Genomic DNA, 19,895 nt, shown 5'->3' with positions numbered 1-19,895 from the left:
ATAATCTGCGAATAATGTCATCTGGGTCCGTAAGCCTCAGGTTGATGATGACTCGGGACGCTTGTAAGCAGTCCCCAATAATCATAACCTCTCCACATCCACTAACGTTCCGCCTGCGAACTTCATTTTATAAATATCCGGCTTTGTGGTTTGAAGAAGAAAGCTCAGATCATATTTGGCATCAAAATAGTTCATCATAAGCGTCATGACTGCCCCGTGAGTTCCAATAGCAACCTTTTGACCGCTGTGATTGCTCAGTATTTCTGCCAGCACACTAACTGAACGCTTCTGACACGCATGAATGGATTCCCCACCAACTGGGACAAAATCCGGATCTTCAAACATTTTTGTCAGTAATGGATACAGCTCCTGATCAGTCGTAATCTTATTTCCGTCCGAGAAATGGATTTCCCGGAGGTCTTCAACACTCTGAATCTCTGCTCCTAACTCCTGCGCCAATCCAGAAATCGTATGTATAGCCCGAAGGTATGGACTTGAATAGAAGACTTGAATTCCTTCCAGACGTAGTTTTTCCGTTATCTTGCGGGCATCCGTCTCCCCCTTCGCGGTTAGTACGCGAGTCCTTTCAGTTTCTCCGGGCAGTTTGGGCGACTCACCGTGCCTCACCATGTAAATAAAAGTAGCCATCCTTTCCCTCCTTTACCTCTACAAATTCTAATGTTCTAGCCAATCTCCTCTACACACTAAAAAAGCCCTTACGGACGAGAAACTGTCCTATCGGGCTAGGTAATATTGTAACTTATAACGTTTCGTGCAGCAGTTGCTTTAGATCACAAAGTAATAACTTATTGAGAGGTCACTTATTAAGGAGATACTTATTGAGAAGTCACTTACTGAGAAGTCACATATTAAGGCGACTATGACTAAAGAGACTCTTAATTGCACTATATACAACTATTAAGCGTAAAAAGAGACATCCTGAGCAAATAAGTGTACTTTGTGCAACTAAAAATCATCATTCCTAGACTAAAAGGGAGAATATCAAATAATAACTGCACAAAGTACAACTAAATCCCAGTTTGATCGATGGAGGGGAATTTAACTGCACATTCTGCAACTAAATGCTAGGAAGTCACGCTAGATTATCTTTGCCACTCAACCTGTCTAGTCTAGCTAAGTATCTGCTAGGTTGTCACGCTAGATTATCTTTGCCACTCAACCTGCCTAGTCTAGCTAAGTATCTGCTAGGGAGTCACGCTAGGTTCTCTCTGCCACTCAACCTGCCTAGTCTAGCTAAGTATCTGCTAGGGAGTCACGCTAGGTTCTCTCTGCCACTCAACCTTCCCAGTCTAGCTAATCTAGTCCAGCTAGGAAGTCCCGCTAGCTAGACTAGCGTGCTACCTGCTAGCTCCCCTCCATCACCTCAACTGTCCTAGATTGCTCCGCAGAGCTATCGTTCCTCTCTTTCTGCGCGGGCCACAGCACACGCCCAAATGCGATGCCCAGCACACCAATCAGAGCGATTACGATGCCGAAATTCAAAAAGATACGGCTAGGCCCAGCAATCTGAACCATCATTCCGCCGAGAAGTGGCGCGCCAATCATAACTCCGCTAAGAATGGTACTCTGAATACCGAACACACGCCCTGTCATGTGCGGGGGTGTTTCTTTTTGCAGACAATAATTGAACGTGATGATAAAAATTCCATTCCCAATACCTAGTAAGAACCCTAATAGCAATACAGAAATACTGGAAGCTCCTGGCTGAAGCAGTCCAAGTCCCCCAACCGATAAACCCATCAGCACATAACCCGTTCCAAGCTTCCAGCCATAACCTGTTCCGCGATTCATTTTGTTCATGACCATAATGATGAATACAGCACCGCCTCCGGATGCCGCCACGAGCCAGCCCAATAAAGATTCATTAGAGGGTGCAAGTACCCTAAATAGACTGGTGAATTGAAAATCAATCATCTGAATAGCCATTGAACAGACTATGCCAAACAGCATGGTATTTAGCAGCAACCTACTATGCAGCATAAAATTCCAGCCTTCTTTCCACATCGTGCGGAGAGCAACACGTTCCTCTTGATCGCCCTTGCCTTCTGTGCCAACTTGTTCTACTTCACTTTTCTTAACTGTAAGTAGGAGCAAATAGGAACAGCCTCTAAGGCAAGCATTGATCAATATACACCACTGTGGCGTAAGAACAGACAACGCGAAGCCGCCCAGTAAAGGTCCCGCGATTTTCGAGCCTTGATTTACAAGCCCATTAAGCGAGGTAGCTTGAAGCAGTTGGTCTTCTCTAACCATACTACGGGTCATCGACTGCTGAGCAGGCACGTTTAACGTAGAAATGGCAGCACGCAACATCAATAACGGGAGCAACCACACCATACTGGGAGCAAATAATACGAATACGGTTAACAATGCCGTAAGCAGATCACACATCCGCATTAGCTTCAGCTTGTTCAGTCGGTCAGCCACTACCCCTGCGAACGAGCCCAGCAAAATCCCCGGCAAAGCTATGGAGACCGGAATCAAAGCCAGCATTAGCGGGCTGGCCTGCCAGCGGTACCCTACGAGTACCTGAATTGCTAAGGCATCGAACCAATCCCCAAAGGTAGCCGTCGCATATGCGCTGTACACACGCATATACACCTTGTTCTTAAGCAGGCTCGTGCCTGCTTGTGTTGAAGCATTCATTAAACATTCCTCCAAATTACAATTAAGAACTTATTAGCATGACCTTAATGTAATGGAGAATTGTCAGAGAATTATCAGGGGGCAGTCACAAGGTTCGTAAGCACGGTATCCAAGGATTGTTCTAACCGATGGAATCCCCGCTCTTCCTTCTCCCGTTCAAATATATCCACATATTTGCGATACAAAGCTGGCTTAGGTGGAAACTGTTTACAAAAATGAACTATTCGGTACAATGCATATATCCGTATCGGCACGAACCCTGACATCTCAAGCACCTGAAGTGCCTCATCCAACAGTTGCTCGGCTTCACGCCAAGACTTGCGCCGTAGAAACCACAAGCCCCTTGTAACTTTATAACTACCAATCTCACGCAAATAAGGTTTCTCCAGCAAAAGTGCTTCAATGTCTGTTGCCATCCGTTCTATTACGTGATCTTCTGTTCCCATCCACAAGTGTGTAAGCATTTCTGAGGTCGCCGTTATAGGAATGAAACTCTCATACCCCGGCTCTTTAATCACTTCATATGTTAGCTTTAGTCGTTCCAGTGCTTTTTCCGGTTGCCCTGCCAGCGTGTACAAATCCAGAATATTTAGAATCTCCACTTCGCGATGCTGAGGCGGCAAAAGAATTTTTTTCTCAAGGACCAACTCACAGAACTCTAATTTTTTCTTAGGATCACCCAATAGAACATAACAGATTAATAAGGAATAAAACCGTTCCTCTATCCCCACCTCGGTTGTGTTCAGCAGCCAATCCAAATCTCCCTGTACAAAATGAATATAGATCGAATAAAACGGATCCATCGCATACCCCAAAACATCCTGTTGGCGTGCGAGGATTAACATCGAGCGACCTTGGCCATATAGGTGATATTTCTTGAATACCTCCCGCATCGTCTTTTGCATCTCTAAGTCATATGTAGTCGGATTGGCCATAGCAGCTGAGGGCTCCTGCATAGTCAGACTATAACCAAATCCCCGAACAGTCTTAATATCTAAGTCTTGAAACTTGCCTAGCTTTTTACGAAGCCGATAAATATGATCATCTACTGTTCGCTCTACCGGATATTCAAGCGGCCACACCTTATCCAACAGCTGTTCTCGACTGAATGTACGCCCTCTATTTTTATACAAGAACTGAAAAAGCGTAAATTCTTTTGGGAATAATTCTATCGTTATCCCTTCTGCGGTCACTTTATATTCACTTTCATTTAATTCCAGCTGCATGATAGAACCTCACTTTCCCCGAACCCGCTCATTGGTTACATTATAACAGTCCGTCCAAGGCCTACTCCACCTCAAAAAAGAACATACAAAAAGAGCAACCCACAGATTCCTCTGCAAAATTGCTCTCTCCTCTTCTAACCCATGCCACTTACCCAGCCATATTGTTAAAAGAGTCCTGTTCACTAAACACGGAAATATGATCTACTGTACCGGTCGAGCTTGGAATAATAAATTTCAGCTGGTATTGGTCATTGGCTTGATAGGTGTAAATCTTATCGTCTCCGTTCACTTTGGTATCGTCAGGCTTGCCGAATGTTGCCTCAATTTGCTTCAGCGTCAGCTTTTGCAGCGCGGAATCACTTGAACGAACATCGAAGATTAAACTTCCTTTATTAAATCCAAACACGACATGTTTGTCAGTGTAGGTAGCATAAATTCCTTTTCCCGCTGACTCTTGTTGATCAGGCTTGCCCCAATCCGCTTCGACCTCATCAATGAGTCCGGTATGAGCGGCATATTTTACGCCAGGCACCTTCCCCTTTTTGGCAAGCTCGAGTAACTCTTTAAGCTGTTTGTCGCTATTTTGTGAATTTGAGTTGGTTGAATCTTTATCAGTCTCCGTAGGGGAGGAAGTCGCTGCTGGCGCAGTTTCTGCTGGGATGCTTGATGGACTAACTTCCGGCTCAGAGGTTGCTGTGACAGCCGTTTCTGTTGGCGCCGTTGCCTGGGATTCTGAATTCCCCGCCTCATTGTTCGAGCTGCATCCAGCAAGCCCAATCATTCCTGCGAGTAGGATAGAGCCTGCTATTAATTTTATCTGTACTGACATGATGTCATCTCCTTAGTAGATTACCTAAAAGTCATCTTGCAAAAGTCATCTTGCAAAAATGAAACTGAACATACAGACGAGGTGAAAATCAAATAGTTGCAGGATAGCGGCAATTTTTCTGGCTAACCCTCTTTTACCCATATCTACAAATATAAATTCATACACACTCTATTTTTCTACATAAAACCCTTTTTTTCGACACCTAACTCAAGTAAGTTTCTCTTTTAAAATCTCCACATAACTCCATCTAACTATAAACTCGTAAACTCGTAAACCTATGAACTATATGACCTTACCCGTCATTCCCAGCCTCGAAGGGTTTCATTGCAGAACGTACAATAGAAAGGAGCTAATCCTGCTTGAAAAAGCGACCCATTGCAATCTGTACAATAGATTCCAACAGTAACCTCTTATCCGGCGAACTGCAATCGCGACATTTGTTGAATAATTTTCCATCCAAACGCAACCTTAATCCTCCAATCCGCATCTTATTAGTAAAGGGAGGGGAGCTGCATCTGAATATTATAGAGAGAATTGTGGCAAAAGATGAGTCAGCTCTCCGCCTGTTAATGGACGAATATGGAGATATGCTGCTGCGAACCGCTTCTTTACTGCTTAAAGATAGACAAAGTGCCGAAGAAGCGGTACAAGATACTTTTATTCAAGCTTATACCAAAATGAGTCAGTTACAGGAGCCGGACCGGCTGAAGGCATGGCTGATACGGATAGTGGTCAATCGCTGCCGCATGAGGCAACGGACTTGGAGCTGGCGTAATATTTTCCCGGCGGGAGGGTCAGAGCTGCAAACCAACGGGGATGCTGACTTCACAGCCGGAGCAGAAGAGCTTTTTATGGTGGAATGGCATAATGTCAGGCTCACCGAGTCCCTGAAAAATCTCGATTATCTATACCGGGAATGTCTGACTTTATATTACTTTCATGAGATGAGCATCCGGGAAATTTCCGAGCAATTAAATACATCTGAAAATACGATCAAATCCAGACTCGCCAGAGGCCGGACGCTCTTAAAAAAGATTTTGGTGAAGGAGGGACATTTCTTATGAATACAGAACGCGATGTGGTCAAAAAGCAGCTGGATGAAGAATTAAAGAACCTCCAGTTCACTGGACACGACCGGGTCATTAAGCAGACTCACCCTCCAACCTTTGGAGCCCGTTTATTGGCGCTGTGGAATAAGGAAATTGAGATCCCTGTCAAACCTATAGGTGCGATCGGTGCCATTATTCTAATCGTTTCGCTGACCCTGCATCAGCCAGAGATTAAACAACAGCCACAACAAAACACCCCGCAGCGTGCGAACCGAGAACTAATCGAAGCTGGAGGAAATACGTATTGGAAGGATATCTACGAGCAGGCGGTGAAAAAACATGAGAATTAAGATAAAAATCAAACATCTGGTGTTATTCGTGTTGCTCCCTGCCTCCCTGCTTATTCTTCTGTTTAACTTCTTACCTTCACAGGCGCAGATAGATCAGAGCACAGCTATTCAATCTAACATAGCTAGGACTGATCTTCTGCAAAAGCTGGCTTCCACAACCGGGAGTAAACGTATCGAGCTAATCCGTACAAACATCCTTGATAAGGATCACAGCTATGATCCCTACAGATATGACGTTAATGTTAGCCCTTCGATGAGCCAGTGGAGTAATGATGAAACCCAGCGTTCGGGTCTGTTACCGGAGGACATAGTACCTTTGCTTGAGGAATATATCCTTGAGGGGCCTTCGGATAATACACGTATATTTGCGGCTAAGCAGTTAGCTTATGAATATGATGCTCTTGGCCGAAAGGAAGATGGAGATCAAGCGCTAATCACCGCAGCGAAACCGTTAAACAGCAACTCCACTGTAGCTAAACAGCTGGAGCTCCTTCGAGCGGAGCGAGCCCTAAATAGTGGCGATATAACAACCGCTGAAACAATTCTTGAACAAACCCCCTTTCCATCCGAGTCTCAGGAAGAGCTAAACGCACAAAAAGCATGGCTTACCGGGCGTTTACTCTTTACAAAAGGCAAAGCACAGGAAGCACTTGCCGTAGTAAACGATGGCTTGGAGAGCTACAAAAAATTCTGGCAGGATATTCATAAACAAATGAACGCTGCCACCAGCAGTTCGAACGAAGGCTCCAGAGACAATACAGGATCAGCAGCAGCACCAGAAGCTGGGACTTCAGATACTGAAAGACAGCTGGAATCGCTTCGAACCGCAATTCAGTCTGCTATAGATATGGGAAATACCTCAACTGCTGTCGTCTCCGGTACCCTTACACGAAGCGATGGCACCCCAGTTCCGCGGGCAGGTATTTTTCTCCGCGCTGAAAGCGAAGTTAACCATAGCATCACTTCTGCTGAACCCTACCGAATCGTCACAGATACTGAAGGACGTTTCGAATTTCACGGTGTGATTCCGGGCTTTTATCAGTTACAGCTTGGACTTGGCTATGATCAGATCGACGGCTGGACTTGGCCTGTACAATATGACGATTGGATTGAAGTTAAACCAGATGACAGGTTGAATGAGAGCATAGTTCTACAACCTCTGCTTGAGCTGCAGTCTCCCATTAATCAGGAAACCCTAACGGGCAAGACCATAGATTTCCGCTGGAAAGCTGTTGAAGGTGCAGCTTACTATCGTTTAAGCGGTGGCGGGGAGGGGGCCGTGTTGGGCGTACAAATTCGGGATCGTATTGTAGATAACCATATCTCCATTCCTGTAGAAGAACTTTACGATGGCGGCGGTTTTTCCTATGGCAGCAGTGGAGATGGCTGGGAATCTATTGATCCCCTCTCCCTTCTCGGATTTATGAATCCCGAAGTGCGCTTTTCTTGGAATATTGAAGCCTTAGATGCAGATGGACACTTGATTACCCGCAGTAATGGCTACAGATTGAACGAAGACACCGTCGGCAATCTGCCGTTCTTTTATCTCAAGGAAAGAGAGCTTACTACGGCTGACCAACTCTTACTGGATAAGAAAACGGATCAGGCACTAGAAATGTACCAAAAAAATATTGCCGATGACCCACAGGATGTTCATGCCCTGCACATGCTAGTAAAGTTGATGCTGGCAAAATCATCTCTCACAAAGGATACAACATTAGAAGATAAGGCGATTCCTTTACTCGAAAAGCTAATACAACTACAGCCTTCTACTAATTATGCCTTCACATTATCGCAGTACTATTTTGACCATGCGGACTGGAAGTCGTATAACGAATATTATTCCTACTACAACGAACTAAACCGACCCAATACTAACGGTTATGTACTTTCTATTAACGCTACAGCCCTCATGCAACAAGGGAAGCTTGAAGAAGCTCGTAAACAATTCGCGATCGCCCTAAAGTATGATGATAGCCATCGTTTTATTGGCAGCTTTTTGGCGGCAGAATTATACGCTGGTGAATCACTCTCTTCGGTAATGACACTTGCTGAGCGTTATCCTGAACACAGCTTTGGTCATAGTGGATACCGTTGGCCACAAATGATTAAACAACTGTTAGCGGAACGAAAAAATCAACCTAAAGTCTTTGACCAAGAGTTAAAAGAGAAGCTTGGATGGTATGTGAATGGTCAAACTGATGAGTTAAAGCAATGGATCGCAAATGCCAAACCCTCCGCTTTGAAGACCTTTATGCAGGCAGTTTTAGAGGTAAGCTAATTCATTAAAATAAACAAAAATCCGGTCCCGCTCGACAAATTCGAGCATGGACCGGATTTTTAATTACACATAATCTTTTATTTAGATTTAGCTTCCATCATGTAATTCTGGAAATCCGTGATACTTGGGTTAGACATATAGTGGCCACCCTCTACTTCAATCGTTTGGCCTGTGATGAATTTGGATTCATCCGATGCCAGGAACAAAACCGTATTGCCGATATCATCAGCTTCACCGTGATAAGGAAGCGCGTTGAATTTTTGGAAAATATCCAATACCGCTGGCGGCATATTTCTTGCAGCGGCAGGTGTTAGGATCAGCCCTGGTGCCACCCCGTTACAACGGATTTTGTCTTTACCATATTGTGTAGCGATGTAACGAGTAAGGTTCACAACAGCTGCCTTAGAGGAGCCATAAGCAGTACGCAATGAATCCCCTGCGAATGCTGACATCGAAGCTGTGTTAATGATCGAGCCTCCGCCCGCTTTAATCATATGAGGAATAGCAAACCGGCTGCCTAACAGAACACTTTTGGTATTTACGTTCATCAGGCGATCCCACTCTTCCAAATCTATATTGACCACATCAAGGTCTTTTTGCAGATTAGTTAGACCTACATTATTAAACAATATTGTGATGGTGCCATACTGAGCAACTGTGAAGTCAACAGCTTCCTTGATCGAATCCGCTTGGGAGGCATCTAAGAAAAGACCTTCAGCTTCTCCGCCTTCATTTTTAATCTTAGATGCTGCTTCTTTGGCTGCTTCCACATTAAAATCGGCAATAACAACCTTTGCTCCTTCTCTAGCTAATAGAGTGGCAGCTGATAAGCCAATACCTGAAGCGCCTCCAGTTACTAATGCAACTTTACCTTGAACTCTTCCCATGTTCATACCCCTTTATAATGTTATTGTGCTTCTAAGATGACTTGGTTTATGTTTCAGAGCTATCAAAGCTCGTTAACAACTTCTCATAGATTTTCAAGAATTGCTGCAGTTCCTCCTCATTGAGCTTTTGGAACATTTCAGCTCTTAGCTCCTGTCCCTTAAGCTGTGCTTCCTTCAAAACGTCTTTTCCTTTGTCCGTGATAGATAGAAGTACATTCCGTCGATCATCTTCGTTATATTTTCGCTCGGCCATCCCCTGCTTAATCAGGCGATTAGCAATGTTAGTCATTGCTCCCGGCGTATATCCTAGTCTCTTAGCCAAAATAGTCTGCTTCAAGGGGCCTTTTTTATTCAATTCGCCCAAGACTAGAACTGGAGATATCCCAATATTGTGATCAAATGCGTTCATCCATCGGACAATAACTTCATTCGTAAATAATTCAACTGCATGTATTAGCTTAAAAATATCTGGATTTTCCAAGAGGTTCTCCTTTGGCATTCATGATGATCGGCTGCTTATAGAAGTATTTTAACACTAAAATATTTAATAGTAAAATACCTAATATTTAAAAAAAAGAATGCTTGGTGAAAAGCATTCTTCAAATTGCGGATTTCTCAACAACATAAGTGCCAGCCAGCAAATCGTGAATCGCACGTTTACGGCGATGTAATCCAACCAACAAGTAATCCACCAGCATGATTGGACCCAGGATTTGAGTAAGGTCAAAAGCCAAATCCGACCATAAGGATAATTTGGCGGAAATAACGGTAAAGTCATAGCTGCTGACCGCAATTACCATTGAAAGAATCATACTAATCATTCGGAAAACATTTCGAATCAGAGCTTCCTTCACTGTAGGGTAATTCCCTTGCTCATTGACAATTTTTATTTTTAAAATCAGCTTCCCTGGAGTTCCGCCAAATCTAACGATCATAAAGATATCAAATGCGATAAACAAAATGTACTCCAGGATAATAGGTATCTCCGAGTGTAATGAAACAGCTAATGAATTGAGTATCAAGTATACGATAACCCCAGGTATTCCAATGACCAAGAAATCAAGAATGGAAGCCAGCACTCTTTTCCAAAAGCCTATAAAATTCTCCTGATCCAAATGCTCGGGTAGAATGTTATCCATGCAAGCACTCCTCTCTCTATCATTTACTTTGTCGCTCAATCCCTATTTAACAATCCCTTCCTCAGATGCTCTTGGATAATGGACTCCAGCTCTTTGTTATTTTTCACAATTACCCGTTTATCAGACAGAGTATCCGTTAACTCTATAATCCTATGTGCGGCCTCATGATCATATCCACGGTTCCATTCAAAAATCATCACATAGAGATTCTTAAATGACTGCTTGTAATTTGCTTGCTCTAAACCCAGTCTTGTTTTTATAAACCTTGTAAACACTCTCAAATCCCTGATCACTTTATTAGGATTCAAAATAACGATTAAGTCAGCAGCTTTAAAACTCTCTTGTCCCCATTTGTAATGTGCGCCTTCCAGAATCCATGAGGGTTTATCAAGGATTTCCTCCAACTGAGCATCCCTTGCTTCAACTGAAAAGCGCAAATTCTCGGCACTTCTGTCCCATACCAAGTTGTCAGTCTCGTAATACTCTACACCGTATTTTTTAGATAACTCCCGGGCGATATAGGATTTGCCGCTGCCGCAAGCTCCAATGATTCTAATCTTCATAAGCTCAGCCTAGCCCTATCGGCAGGATTATTAGTCCTATAGAAATTACGGTGATTATTCTTGTGGTGAGGAGCGTTAGCTTTTTATTTTTCTCTGATTTATACCAGCCCTTAAACTGAAAATGATTCCGGTACAGCATAAAAAATACAAATAAATTCCCGAGTCCCATACTCCAGTTATACACGGGCTGACCAAATATCAATTGATAGATCAATCTTTCTGCCCAACCCAAAACTAACAAAGTCAGCACAAGCAATATACACAAGCGAAGTAATTCCAATATAAAAGAGCCCAATTTCAGCAATTCTGCAACCATCCTCTCAAGGTTTCTTTATCGCCAAAAAAATCCACATTCCTCCAAATTATACACCTTACACCTTACGACTCCTACCTAAAAACACAACCTGCCCAAGATAAATTTATCCTGAGCAAGGTTGTGTTTTTTATCAGCTTAGGAGGATGCGGGTTTCCCATCGCCCCTTAGTTCCTGTATTTGTCGCTGCAAATTAACGATTTCCGCCACTAGCGCTGCATTTTCCGCCTCAGAATCCACACTGCTACTCTGAATCAGCTGATTCAGACGCAGCTGCAGGAGGGCAAGGTCATCCTCCCGAGCCTGTTCTATACCAGTAAGCAGACAGGTTCTGTCTTTTGCGAAGTATTCAGCATACGTTCCTTGAAAAAACTTTGGTGCCTGAGACGGCTCTAATATCACCAAGCGATTAGCCACTTTAGAGTGAAGATAACGGTCATGCGAGACCATTACTAACCCGCCGGGATACACCATAAGTGCCTCTTCTACTCGTTCCCTAGTGTCAATGTCCAGATAATTAGTGGGTTCATCTAAGACCAATAGATTTGCTTTTCCAAAATACAACTTGAGGAAAGCTACACGGCATTTCTCCCCCAGACTCAAATCCCCAATCCGTTTAAATACATCGTCCCGCGTAAATAAAAAGCAACCCAGAATTGTCCGCGCCTCCGTCTGGGTCATTCCCGGCAGTTCAAGCAAGCTATCCAGAATCGTAGAGTTCATTTCTAAGTTATCTAGCTCTTGTGCAAAATAACCGATTGTCGTCCGTGGATGCAGCCGCACTTCACCTTTTGTAGGCTTATTGATCCCTGCAATCAATTTCAGCAGCGTAGACTTTCCAACACCATTAGGACCCAGAATAGACAATCGGTCTCCCCGGTTTAGCGACAAACTGAAATCCCTAAGAAAAGGCGCACTCCCCTCATAGGCAAACTCTATCTCACGGAGTGTCAGCAAAGAATCTGCCAGAAACTCTTCGCTTTCCAGCTTCATCTTCAGCTTGCCAGTCTCACGGGGCAATTCTACACGGTTCTTATTTAACCGTTCCAGTGCAGCTTCCTTGGCATGGAAACGAGACACATTTTTCTTGGATTTCGAACGCAGAAAATCATTTTGTCCGGCAGCACGATGCGCTTGCTGGAACCATTCTGCATACCGCCTAATGCTCTCCAGCAGCTTCTCCTTTTCTTGCTCCTGCTTTTTATATTGTCCCTCCAATGTTCTCAGCTCTATAGTCTTCTGCTCCCGGTATTGTGTATATCCACCCGAATAACGCCGGCATCCCTCCGGACTAAGCTCCAGCACAGACGTCGCAGTTCGATCAATAAATGTACGATCATGTGATACATAAAACACGGTTCCAGGGTATGTGCACACCCAATGCTCCAACCACTCCATCGTTTCTCCATCTATGTGATTGGTCGGTTCATCCAGAATCAATAGCTTGGGCTGCCGGGCTAATAATGCTGCTAATTGCACCCGTGTCTTTTGCCCTCCACTAAGTGAGGCGTATGGCAAATCCCAGACTGCATGTTCAAGCTTGAGCTGCTTTAGACTTTTTTCCGCTTTGACCTCCCAGCCATATCCATCGAGCTGCAAGTAACGATCGTACACCTCTGTATATTCAGCCAATTCAGTTTCGTTATCAGCATTCTGCTCCTGCAGTCTCTGACTGAGGGCTTCGAGCTGGCGTTTTAATTCAGGCAGCTGTGCTGACCCTGAAAGAACGTAGTCCAATGCGGTTACTTCCCCCGGTACCTCAAGCTGTTGATCGAGCACACCCCATTCTTCAGATGGCAAACCATGATAGATACTTCCCTCTTCAAAAGTAAGCCGACCGATCAGCCCCTTAAGCAGTGTGGTTTTGCCAATCCCGTTTCGTCCGAATAAAAGCACGCGCTCTCCCTCTGCTATCTCAAAGGATACCTCCTTAAATAAAGGGACCCCATTCCATTCCTTACGTAAATTCTTCACTTTAATTACAGTCATCTTTCATTCCTCCGATTTCATTGCAAATAAAAAACCGCAGCCAACGGTCTGCGGTCGAATAGCGTATGAAGGGGGAATGTGCCCAGACATGGATAGACTACGGCCGTGTTCACCTGCTGGATGCAGAGTAAACCAACACAATAGATAGAACTATCCATATAAAAGCATCGTAAGACCCCCGACCGACACACGTATCCCTGACCGTTATCACCCTGCGCGGGTGCTCCGTGACTTGTGCATATGCACTTCACAAACTTTATGGTCTGTTTCAGGAAACGTGTTAGTTATTCATCAGTCGGTGGCCCTCCGTAATTGTCCGTATTTTAGAATAAGTACAGTATATAACAATTTAAATCAGAAATAAAAGGTCAAGAACAATTATAACTTAATCTTTACCACCTGAGTCTGCGCATTCCACTGCACCTGAACAGCAAATAAATCAGGCAAGATACTCAGCGGAATTAGTAATCGGTTATTTTCATTGCGTGACGGTAAAATCGTAATGGATTTTCCATTCACAATAGCCTTATTGGATAATGGCTTGTGTGTCACCGTACGATTGCCGATCGTAATTAGCAGTGCACCTGTCCCCGCTTCACTCTGCAAAGTTCCACCCAGTAAGGCCACGGATTCTCTCAGCGGAACAAACACACGGGAATTTTCCAATATAAAAGGATCCTTCAGCTTTGTTGTCGTCCCATTGATCTCAAAAGTCCCCGCAAACTTATTGCTTCCTACAGAGTACCCGTTTTTAGTTGCAATATTCTCCATAGCCAGTGTGCTCGTTGTAATGATAACTCGAGTATTCTTGGCTACTTTTGGATACAGCCAATGAATATCATCATTATGCATTCGAATACAACCAGCGCTAACATACTTCCCTATCGATGACTCATTATTATTGCCGTGAATCGCATACGTCGTGCCATAGGTCCCGTTCACTTCCAGCCCCAGCCAGCGGTCGCCAAGCGGATTGGCCGGATCCCCACCGGGAATTTTCTCTTTGTAGTAGGGTCTGTTTTTTACTTTAACCACCATTTTGAAGCTACCTTCTGGCGTCAGTTCCTTCGACTTCCCTGTGGCAACCGGAAAAGTCTTCACCAGCTTGCCGTCACTGAAATACGCGAGTTTGTTTGTTTTTTTGTTCACGATGATCAGATCTGAGCCAGCAGCTTCCACCCTTCCAACTCCTGTAAAGCAAGCAGCGAACAAAAGCCCAAATACAAGCATCAGTTTAATGTTCCGCTGTAAAAAAGTTTGAAACCGGCCTCCCGAAAAGCATAAATTCATCTTGCTCCACCTCCGTTATATAAAGACGAAATCATTTCAAATATGTTGCGTACCAGCCTGTACCTATTCTTTTCAACTCGTCCCCTCCCGCTTGACGCAGAGATTGCAATACTGTAACCAGTGAATGCACGACAAAAAGCCGACCTTTGGATACGCAAAGATCAGCTAACGCATAAACACATAAGTTGCGGACCCTAGAGCCCCTATTTGCAACTTTTTCGCTGTTTTGGGATGCTATCGGACTCCAGAGACCCTATTTGCATCTATTTCGCTGTTTTGAGATGCTATCGGACTCCAGCGCAGTTATTTGCTCAAATACCCTCGAATTCCTTGCTCTTCACGACCAATAAGGTCTCTCGGGTCCGAAACTCGCTCAAAAAGACCTAAAACACGCGAATAGCTGCATCTGAGTCCTTTAGCACAGTTCTACCTTGTTCTTTCCTATGTCTCTATCATTTCTGCCCTATGTCTCATACATTACTGCCCTACGTCTCATACATTACTGCCCTACATCTCATACACTTCTGCCCTATGTCTCATACATTTCCGCCCTACGTCTCATACATTTCCGCCCTACGTCTCATACATTACTGCGTCCGCTCATTTGCCCGTTACCGTTAGCACAGTTACCTACCACATCTGTACCAAAACTCCACCATTTTTCCACCACTTCTCCACCACTTCTCCACCACATCTCTACCACATCTCCACCACATCTCCACCACATCTCCACCACATCTCCACCACATCTCCACCACATCTCCACCACATCTCCACCACGCTCCGCTCCAGTCCCAGACTAACTGCGCTGCACATTTACCCGTATCCCATTCTACCGAAGCTCAACGCACCAGCCCCCAAACTAACTACGGTTTTACCATCGAAGATCAGCTAGCGCATAAGCACATTAGTTGCGGACTCCAGAGACCCTATTTGCAACAAATCCGCTGTTTTGAGATGCTATCGGACTCCAGCGCAGTTATTTGCTCTAAACACCTCGAATTCCTTACTTTTCACGACCAATAAGGTCTCTCGGGTCCGAAACTCGCTCAAAAAGACCTAAAACACGCGAATAGCTGCATTTGAGTCCGTTAGCAAACTAGTTCATTTTTGATTGGTAGTTAGTTAGTTAGTTCGTTTTTAGTTCGTTTTTAGTTGGTTTTTCGTTCGTTTCTTGTTTCATTTCTGGTTTAGTTACTAGTTCGTTCCCAGTACATTTCTGGTTAGTTTCTAGTTCGTTTCTTATTAGCTCCTACTCGTCTCTACCTCCTCCCTATCTCTTTGCCAGCTCATTTCTACTCCCTTCCGCTCTTCCGTTCTTTCATTCCGATCTTCCGTTTTCCCCTCCCGCTCTGCCGTTCTCCCCTTCCGCTCTTCCGTTTTCCCCTCCACCCCCACTACACACAAAAAAAGCCTTGATTCTCTTAATAGAGAATCAAGGCTTTCTAAATTGACCTTACACCCACCACATACCCTGAGGTTGGTCATGAATAAGAATGGATTGCAAATTGGTTACTGCACGTTGGAAGCCTTCGTCAACCGTCATAAGAGGGTCTTCATGCTCGATGCTCACCACGTAATCATAACCGTAAGTGCGCAGCGCGCTCATGATATCTGACCACTCAGATATGCTGTGCCCGCAACCAACGGAGCGGAAGGTCCATGCGCGGGTCTGCACATCGCCATAAGGTTGCATATCGGTCAAACCATACATATTGATGTTGTCCTGATCCAAGTAAGTATCCTTGGCATGGAAATGGTGAATCGCGCCAGCTTTACCGAGAATCTTAATAGCACCTACAGGATCAATACCTTGCCACCACAGATGGCTCGGATCCAGATTGGCTCCAATAGCATCGCAGGTTGCTTCTCTAAGCTTCAAAATCGTATAAGGGGTATGGCACAGGAAGCCGCCATGCAGCTCGATGCCGATCTTAACGCCATGCTCCTCGGCCAGCTTGCCGATTTCCTTCCAGTAAGGGATCAGCTTATGTTCCCACTGCCAGGTTTTGATGTCGCTGTACACGGTAGGCCAAGGCGTGACTGGCCAGTTCGGTGCTTTTGCCTCATCGCTGTCCCCAGCCGTTCCCGAAAAGGTGTTCACGACCTTAACACCCATGAGTGAAGCCAGCTTGATCGATTTACGGAGAATTTCATCCCCAGCGCGGGCTTCTTCTTTATCTGGTGAAATCGGGTTATTATGGCAACTGAAGGCACTGATCATAATGCCACGTTTCGTGAACTTTTCCAAATATTCTTGACGTGCTGACTCGCTGGCAAGCAGCTCATCTGTCGGACAGTGAGCATTACCGGGATTACCACCCGAGCCGATTTCTACCGCATTCAAACCTGCGGCGGCGATTTTATCTAACATCTCGTCAAGACTCAAGCTTCCAAATACAGGATCAAATACGCCTAATTTCATTTATACGACCACCTTTTCTTTGATAGGCTCTAAGGCTTCAGAATGTCCGTAAACCGGATAGTCACGTTTCGTTGGGGCACACCAGTTCACGCCATTGATGATAACTTTTTGAATATCCTTGTTGTAATAGGTTGGGTAAGATTCATGACCAGGCTGGAAATAAAAGATCTTACCGCTGCCTCTACGGTAGGTCGATCCGCTTGGGAAGACGTTGCCGCCTTCGAACCAGCCGACAAATACAAGACTCTCTGGTGCTGGCACATCAAAATGCGCACCGTACATTTCCTCTTGCTCCAAGTCGATGTATTCACCAATGCCCTCAGCAATCGGGTGACTTGGGTCCATGACCCACAGGCGCTCCTTCTCCTCAGCTTCACGCCATTTCAGATCGCAGCTGGTGCCCATTAATTTCATAAAGATTTTGGACATATGGCCCGAATGAAGCACTACAAGTCCCATACCTTGCAGCACTCGCGCATGTACACGGTTTACAATCTCATCACTTACTTCATGATGGGCGATATGTCCCCACCAGATCAGTACATCCGTGTTATCCAATACCTCTTGCGTCAGTCCATGCTCTGGTTCATCCAGCGTAGCTGTCTTAGTGTCCAGTCCTGCTTCTTGAAGGAAGCTGGCCAGTTGTCCATGAATACCTTGCGGATAGACCTTAAGAATTCTTTCTTCCTGCCGTTCATGACGGAATTCATTCCATACGGTTACTCTTGTCACTTGGGACACACTCCTAGTTCATATTTATCTATGACCATCGAATTTGCTTAATTATTCAAAAACACAGGCATTCCAGTTTCAGAGGATTTATAAATAGCCTCCAAGATGCGAGTCACAACCAACGCCTGCTCCGGCTTCACCACAGGCTCGGTGTCATTTACAATGCTGTCAATCCACTGAGCTGCCTCTATCATCGCAGGATCATCTCCCGCACCATCATAAAAGTCGACGCCACCGGCATCCAGACCGATATGCTTTTCAAAGGTTTTACCGTAGGCTTCTCCGTTAATGCGCAGACCGTTCTCCATATCTGCTCCGCCTTCAGTCCCACAAAGTACCGTTTTGGCCTCACCGACATCGAGTGTATTCAGTGCCCAGCTTGCTTCTAAGACGATGGTAGCCCCATTCTCCATAGTGATGAATCCAATGGCGGAATCCTCAACTGTAAACTTCTCAGGATCCCACGGGCCCCAAGCATTTGCAGCATTTTTACGACCGGACAGCTTATGATAAGCGTTGCCCACGACATATTTAGGTTTGTAATTATCCATCATCCACAGGGTCAAATCGAGCGCATGGGTCCCGATATCAATCAACGGACCGCCGCCTTGCGCTTCTTCATCCAAAAACACACCCCAAGTTGGGACAGCGCGACGACGGATAGCCTTAGCTCTGGCGTAATAGATCTCACCAAGCTCATTATTCTCACATACCGCATGCAGATAAGCTGAATCTGGTCTGAAACGGTTCTGATAACCGATGGTCAGCTTTTTCCCAGTTCGCTCTGAGGCCTCGATCATCGCTTGTGCTTCTGCCGTGGTTTTAGCCATCGGCTTCTCACACATTACGTGTTTGCCTGCTTCCATAGCCGCAATGGAAATCTCCGCATGGGAAATGTTCGGCGTACATACATGAATCACATCTATACTTGCATCGTTAAGAAGCTCTTTATAATCTGTGTAAACTACGGACTGCTCATCTCCAAACTCCGCTTTTGCCTTCTCGGCACGTTCAGCGACGATATCACAAAAAGCAACCATTCGCGCACCTTCTACTTTTTTTAACGCGGGCATGTGCTTGCCGTTCGCAATACCTCCGCAGCCGATAATTCCTACTGTTAAAGTCATTCTGGTCTAACCTCCACTTATTCCTGTTTTGATATCTCTATCATACAAAGCTGAGGAAGGGCTTTCTTCCTGCAATCTTGCTGTATTATTCCCGAATATTGTCTTGTGGTATTTCAGCGGGGATATCCCCGTTGCTTCCTTGAAAAAATGATGGAAGGTCTTCACGCTGCCAAACCCGGCTGCTTCCGCCACGGCAGACATCGGCAGATCTTCATTAATCAAGATCCATTTGGCTTTGTTAAGCCGGTATTCATTTAAGAACGCGATAAAGGTCATGCCCGTGTTTTTCTTGAACAATTTGGTAAAATAATAAGGACTAAAACCCATATAATTAGCTACCTCATTCAGCGAAATAGCCTCCTGATAATGCTGCTCCACATAAATAAAAATCCGCTCTAGTCTTTCCAGTGTTTCTCTGGATTGATTCAGTGTATCTTCCGAGAACTTAGGCTGTTTCTTGATCGGACTCTTCGGCACCTCCCGTAAAATAACGGTCAGCAGTTCAAACAATCTAGCCTTGATTAGAAAAACATACCCTTCTCTTCGCTGTACATCTTCCTCGTAAATACTCTCAATCAGCCCTTTGACCTTCGCGGCAGTTGCCACGGGCCATCTTGAACTGGAATACTCCATAAGCGTAAAGACCTCACGAAGTGAGTAGTCATTACCGTTCAAAGCGGCTACTTCTTGGAACAAATTCAGGTCAAATTGAATCACTACCCGTTCACTCTCAGGTGAAGAGAGAAAATAATGCACATCCCCACCATTGATAAACTGAACCTCGCCCTGCTCCATGTGAATAGGGGTATCGTTAATTCCCAGATTCAGGCTTCCTTTGGTAACATAGATAATTTCAATTTCTTTATGCCAATGCGGATAACACAACGTATCACCATTGCAGAGTAAACTGCGGTAAGGAAAGTGCTTATCTACATCCGGAATCTCGAGATAAATATTCATAAATGCAACTCCTTATCCGAGTAAATCATTAAAACCAGGGCTTGCATGCCATATTTTAAAATTTTACG

19 protein-coding genes are annotated in these 19,895 nt (G+C 44.8%); 3 read left to right on the top strand and 16 right to left on the bottom strand.

Annotated elements, in window-relative coordinates:
• Positions 1 to 81: 81 nt before the first annotated feature.
• The 4 genes from NYE58_RS05930 to NYE58_RS05915 all read right to left on the bottom strand — a co-directional run bounded on the left by NYE58_RS05930 (position 82) and on the right by NYE58_RS05915 (position 4,722).
• On the bottom strand, positions 82 to 648 hold the full coding sequence (locus tag NYE58_RS05930; protein ID WP_076141950.1) for a histidine phosphatase family protein: 567 nt from the start codon (positions 646 to 648) through the stop codon (positions 82 to 84).
• Between the two features lie 717 nt (positions 649 to 1,365).
• On the bottom strand, positions 1,366 to 2,667 hold the full coding sequence (locus NYE58_RS05925) for an MFS transporter (RefSeq protein ID WP_340888796.1): 1,302 nt from the start codon (positions 2,665 to 2,667) through the stop codon (positions 1,366 to 1,368).
• 74 nt (positions 2,668 to 2,741) lie between these two features.
• Positions 2,742 to 3,893 carry a winged helix-turn-helix domain-containing protein gene (locus tag NYE58_RS05920; protein WP_051491128.1) on the bottom strand — a complete coding sequence of 384 codons (1,152 nt, stop codon included), beginning with the start codon at positions 3,891 to 3,893 and terminating at the stop codon, positions 2,742 to 2,744.
• A 148-nt stretch (positions 3,894 to 4,041) separates the two neighbouring features.
• Positions 4,042 to 4,722 carry a YjgB family protein gene (locus NYE58_RS05915; protein ID WP_076141949.1) on the bottom strand — a complete coding sequence of 227 codons (681 nt, stop codon included), beginning with the start codon at positions 4,720 to 4,722 and terminating at the stop codon, positions 4,042 to 4,044.
• A 359-nt stretch (positions 4,723 to 5,081) separates the two neighbouring features.
• Here NYE58_RS05915 and NYE58_RS05910 point away from each other — a divergent pair, with 359 nt between their 5' ends.
• From NYE58_RS05910 to NYE58_RS05900, 3 genes are read left to right on the top strand one after another with little or no spacing between them, the layout of a single operon-like run.
• Positions 5,082 to 5,786, top strand: coding sequence for an RNA polymerase sigma factor (locus NYE58_RS05910; RefSeq protein WP_341001273.1), 705 nt, complete (start codon positions 5,082 to 5,084; stop codon positions 5,784 to 5,786).
• Positions 5,783 to 6,121: a hypothetical protein gene (locus NYE58_RS05905; RefSeq protein ID WP_076129549.1), complete on the top strand. Its 339-nt coding sequence runs from the start codon at positions 5,783 to 5,785 to the stop codon at positions 6,119 to 6,121. The genes NYE58_RS05910 and NYE58_RS05905 overlap by 4 nt, the downstream gene beginning before the upstream one ends.
• Complete coding sequence (locus NYE58_RS05900) at positions 6,111 to 8,402, top strand: carboxypeptidase-like regulatory domain-containing protein (protein WP_076129550.1); 2,292 nt, start codon at positions 6,111 to 6,113, stop codon at positions 8,400 to 8,402. Before NYE58_RS05905 ends, NYE58_RS05900 begins: the two co-directional genes overlap by 11 nt.
• Positions 8,403 to 8,479: 77 nt before the next feature.
• On the opposite strand, the gene NYE58_RS05895 is transcribed toward NYE58_RS05900, so the two are convergent.
• The 12 genes from NYE58_RS05895 to NYE58_RS05840 all read right to left on the bottom strand — a co-directional run bounded on the left by NYE58_RS05895 (position 8,480) and on the right by NYE58_RS05840 (position 19,827).
• Positions 8,480 to 9,289: an SDR family NAD(P)-dependent oxidoreductase gene (locus NYE58_RS05895; RefSeq protein WP_076129551.1), complete on the bottom strand. Its 810-nt coding sequence runs from the start codon at positions 9,287 to 9,289 to the stop codon at positions 8,480 to 8,482.
• A 46-nt stretch (positions 9,290 to 9,335) separates the two neighbouring features.
• Positions 9,336 to 9,770 (bottom strand): MarR family winged helix-turn-helix transcriptional regulator, encoded by a 435-nt coding sequence (locus NYE58_RS05890; protein ID WP_036680418.1) that lies wholly within the window; start codon positions 9,768 to 9,770, stop codon positions 9,336 to 9,338.
• 118 nt (positions 9,771 to 9,888) lie between these two features.
• Positions 9,889 to 10,428 (bottom strand): RDD family protein, encoded by a 540-nt coding sequence (locus NYE58_RS05885; RefSeq protein ID WP_076145486.1) that lies wholly within the window; start codon positions 10,426 to 10,428, stop codon positions 9,889 to 9,891.
• A gap of 35 nt (positions 10,429 to 10,463) precedes the next feature.
• Positions 10,464 to 10,991, bottom strand: a complete 528-nt coding sequence (locus NYE58_RS05880; protein WP_076145488.1) for a hypothetical protein — start codon at positions 10,989 to 10,991, stop codon at positions 10,464 to 10,466.
• A gap of 4 nt (positions 10,992 to 10,995) precedes the next feature.
• Positions 10,996 to 11,295 carry a hypothetical protein gene (locus NYE58_RS05875; RefSeq protein WP_081386495.1) on the bottom strand — a complete coding sequence of 100 codons (300 nt, stop codon included), beginning with the start codon at positions 11,293 to 11,295 and terminating at the stop codon, positions 10,996 to 10,998.
• A gap of 147 nt (positions 11,296 to 11,442) precedes the next feature.
• A complete protein-coding gene (gene abc-f, locus NYE58_RS05870; protein ID WP_076316916.1) occupies positions 11,443 to 13,293 on the bottom strand; it encodes a ribosomal protection-like ABC-F family protein in 1,851 nt (616 codons plus the stop codon).
• Positions 13,294 to 13,671: 378 nt separating this feature from the next.
• Complete coding sequence (locus tag NYE58_RS05865; RefSeq protein WP_052096810.1) at positions 13,672 to 14,583, bottom strand: L,D-transpeptidase family protein; 912 nt, start codon at positions 14,581 to 14,583, stop codon at positions 13,672 to 13,674.
• Between the two features lie 580 nt (positions 14,584 to 15,163).
• Positions 15,164 to 15,343, bottom strand: a complete 180-nt coding sequence (locus NYE58_RS05860; protein ID WP_341001272.1) for a hypothetical protein — start codon at positions 15,341 to 15,343, stop codon at positions 15,164 to 15,166.
• A 696-nt stretch (positions 15,344 to 16,039) separates the two neighbouring features.
• Positions 16,040 to 17,008: a sugar phosphate isomerase/epimerase family protein gene (locus tag NYE58_RS05855; RefSeq protein WP_036680409.1), complete on the bottom strand. Its 969-nt coding sequence runs from the start codon at positions 17,006 to 17,008 to the stop codon at positions 16,040 to 16,042.
• Positions 17,009 to 17,740 (bottom strand): ThuA domain-containing protein, encoded by a 732-nt coding sequence (locus tag NYE58_RS05850; protein WP_036680406.1) that lies wholly within the window; start codon positions 17,738 to 17,740, stop codon positions 17,009 to 17,011. It lies immediately after the preceding gene.
• A 47-nt stretch (positions 17,741 to 17,787) separates the two neighbouring features.
• Positions 17,788 to 18,867: a Gfo/Idh/MocA family protein gene (locus tag NYE58_RS05845; RefSeq protein WP_036680405.1), complete on the bottom strand. Its 1,080-nt coding sequence runs from the start codon at positions 18,865 to 18,867 to the stop codon at positions 17,788 to 17,790.
• Positions 18,868 to 18,873: 6 nt separating this feature from the next.
• Entirely contained in the window at positions 18,874 to 19,827 is a 954-nt protein-coding gene (locus NYE58_RS05840; RefSeq protein ID WP_052096809.1) for an AraC family transcriptional regulator, read from the bottom strand.
• Between the last annotated feature and the right edge of the window lie 68 nt (positions 19,828 to 19,895).

Origin of the sequence: Paenibacillus sp. FSL L8-0708, assembly GCF_038009325.1 — a bacterium.
Taxonomy (GTDB): Bacteria; Bacillota; Bacilli; order Paenibacillales; family Paenibacillaceae; genus Paenibacillus_AQ; species Paenibacillus_AQ odorifer.
Note: the sequence above shows the minus strand (reverse complement) of the source record. Positions and strands in the feature narration are given on the sequence as shown.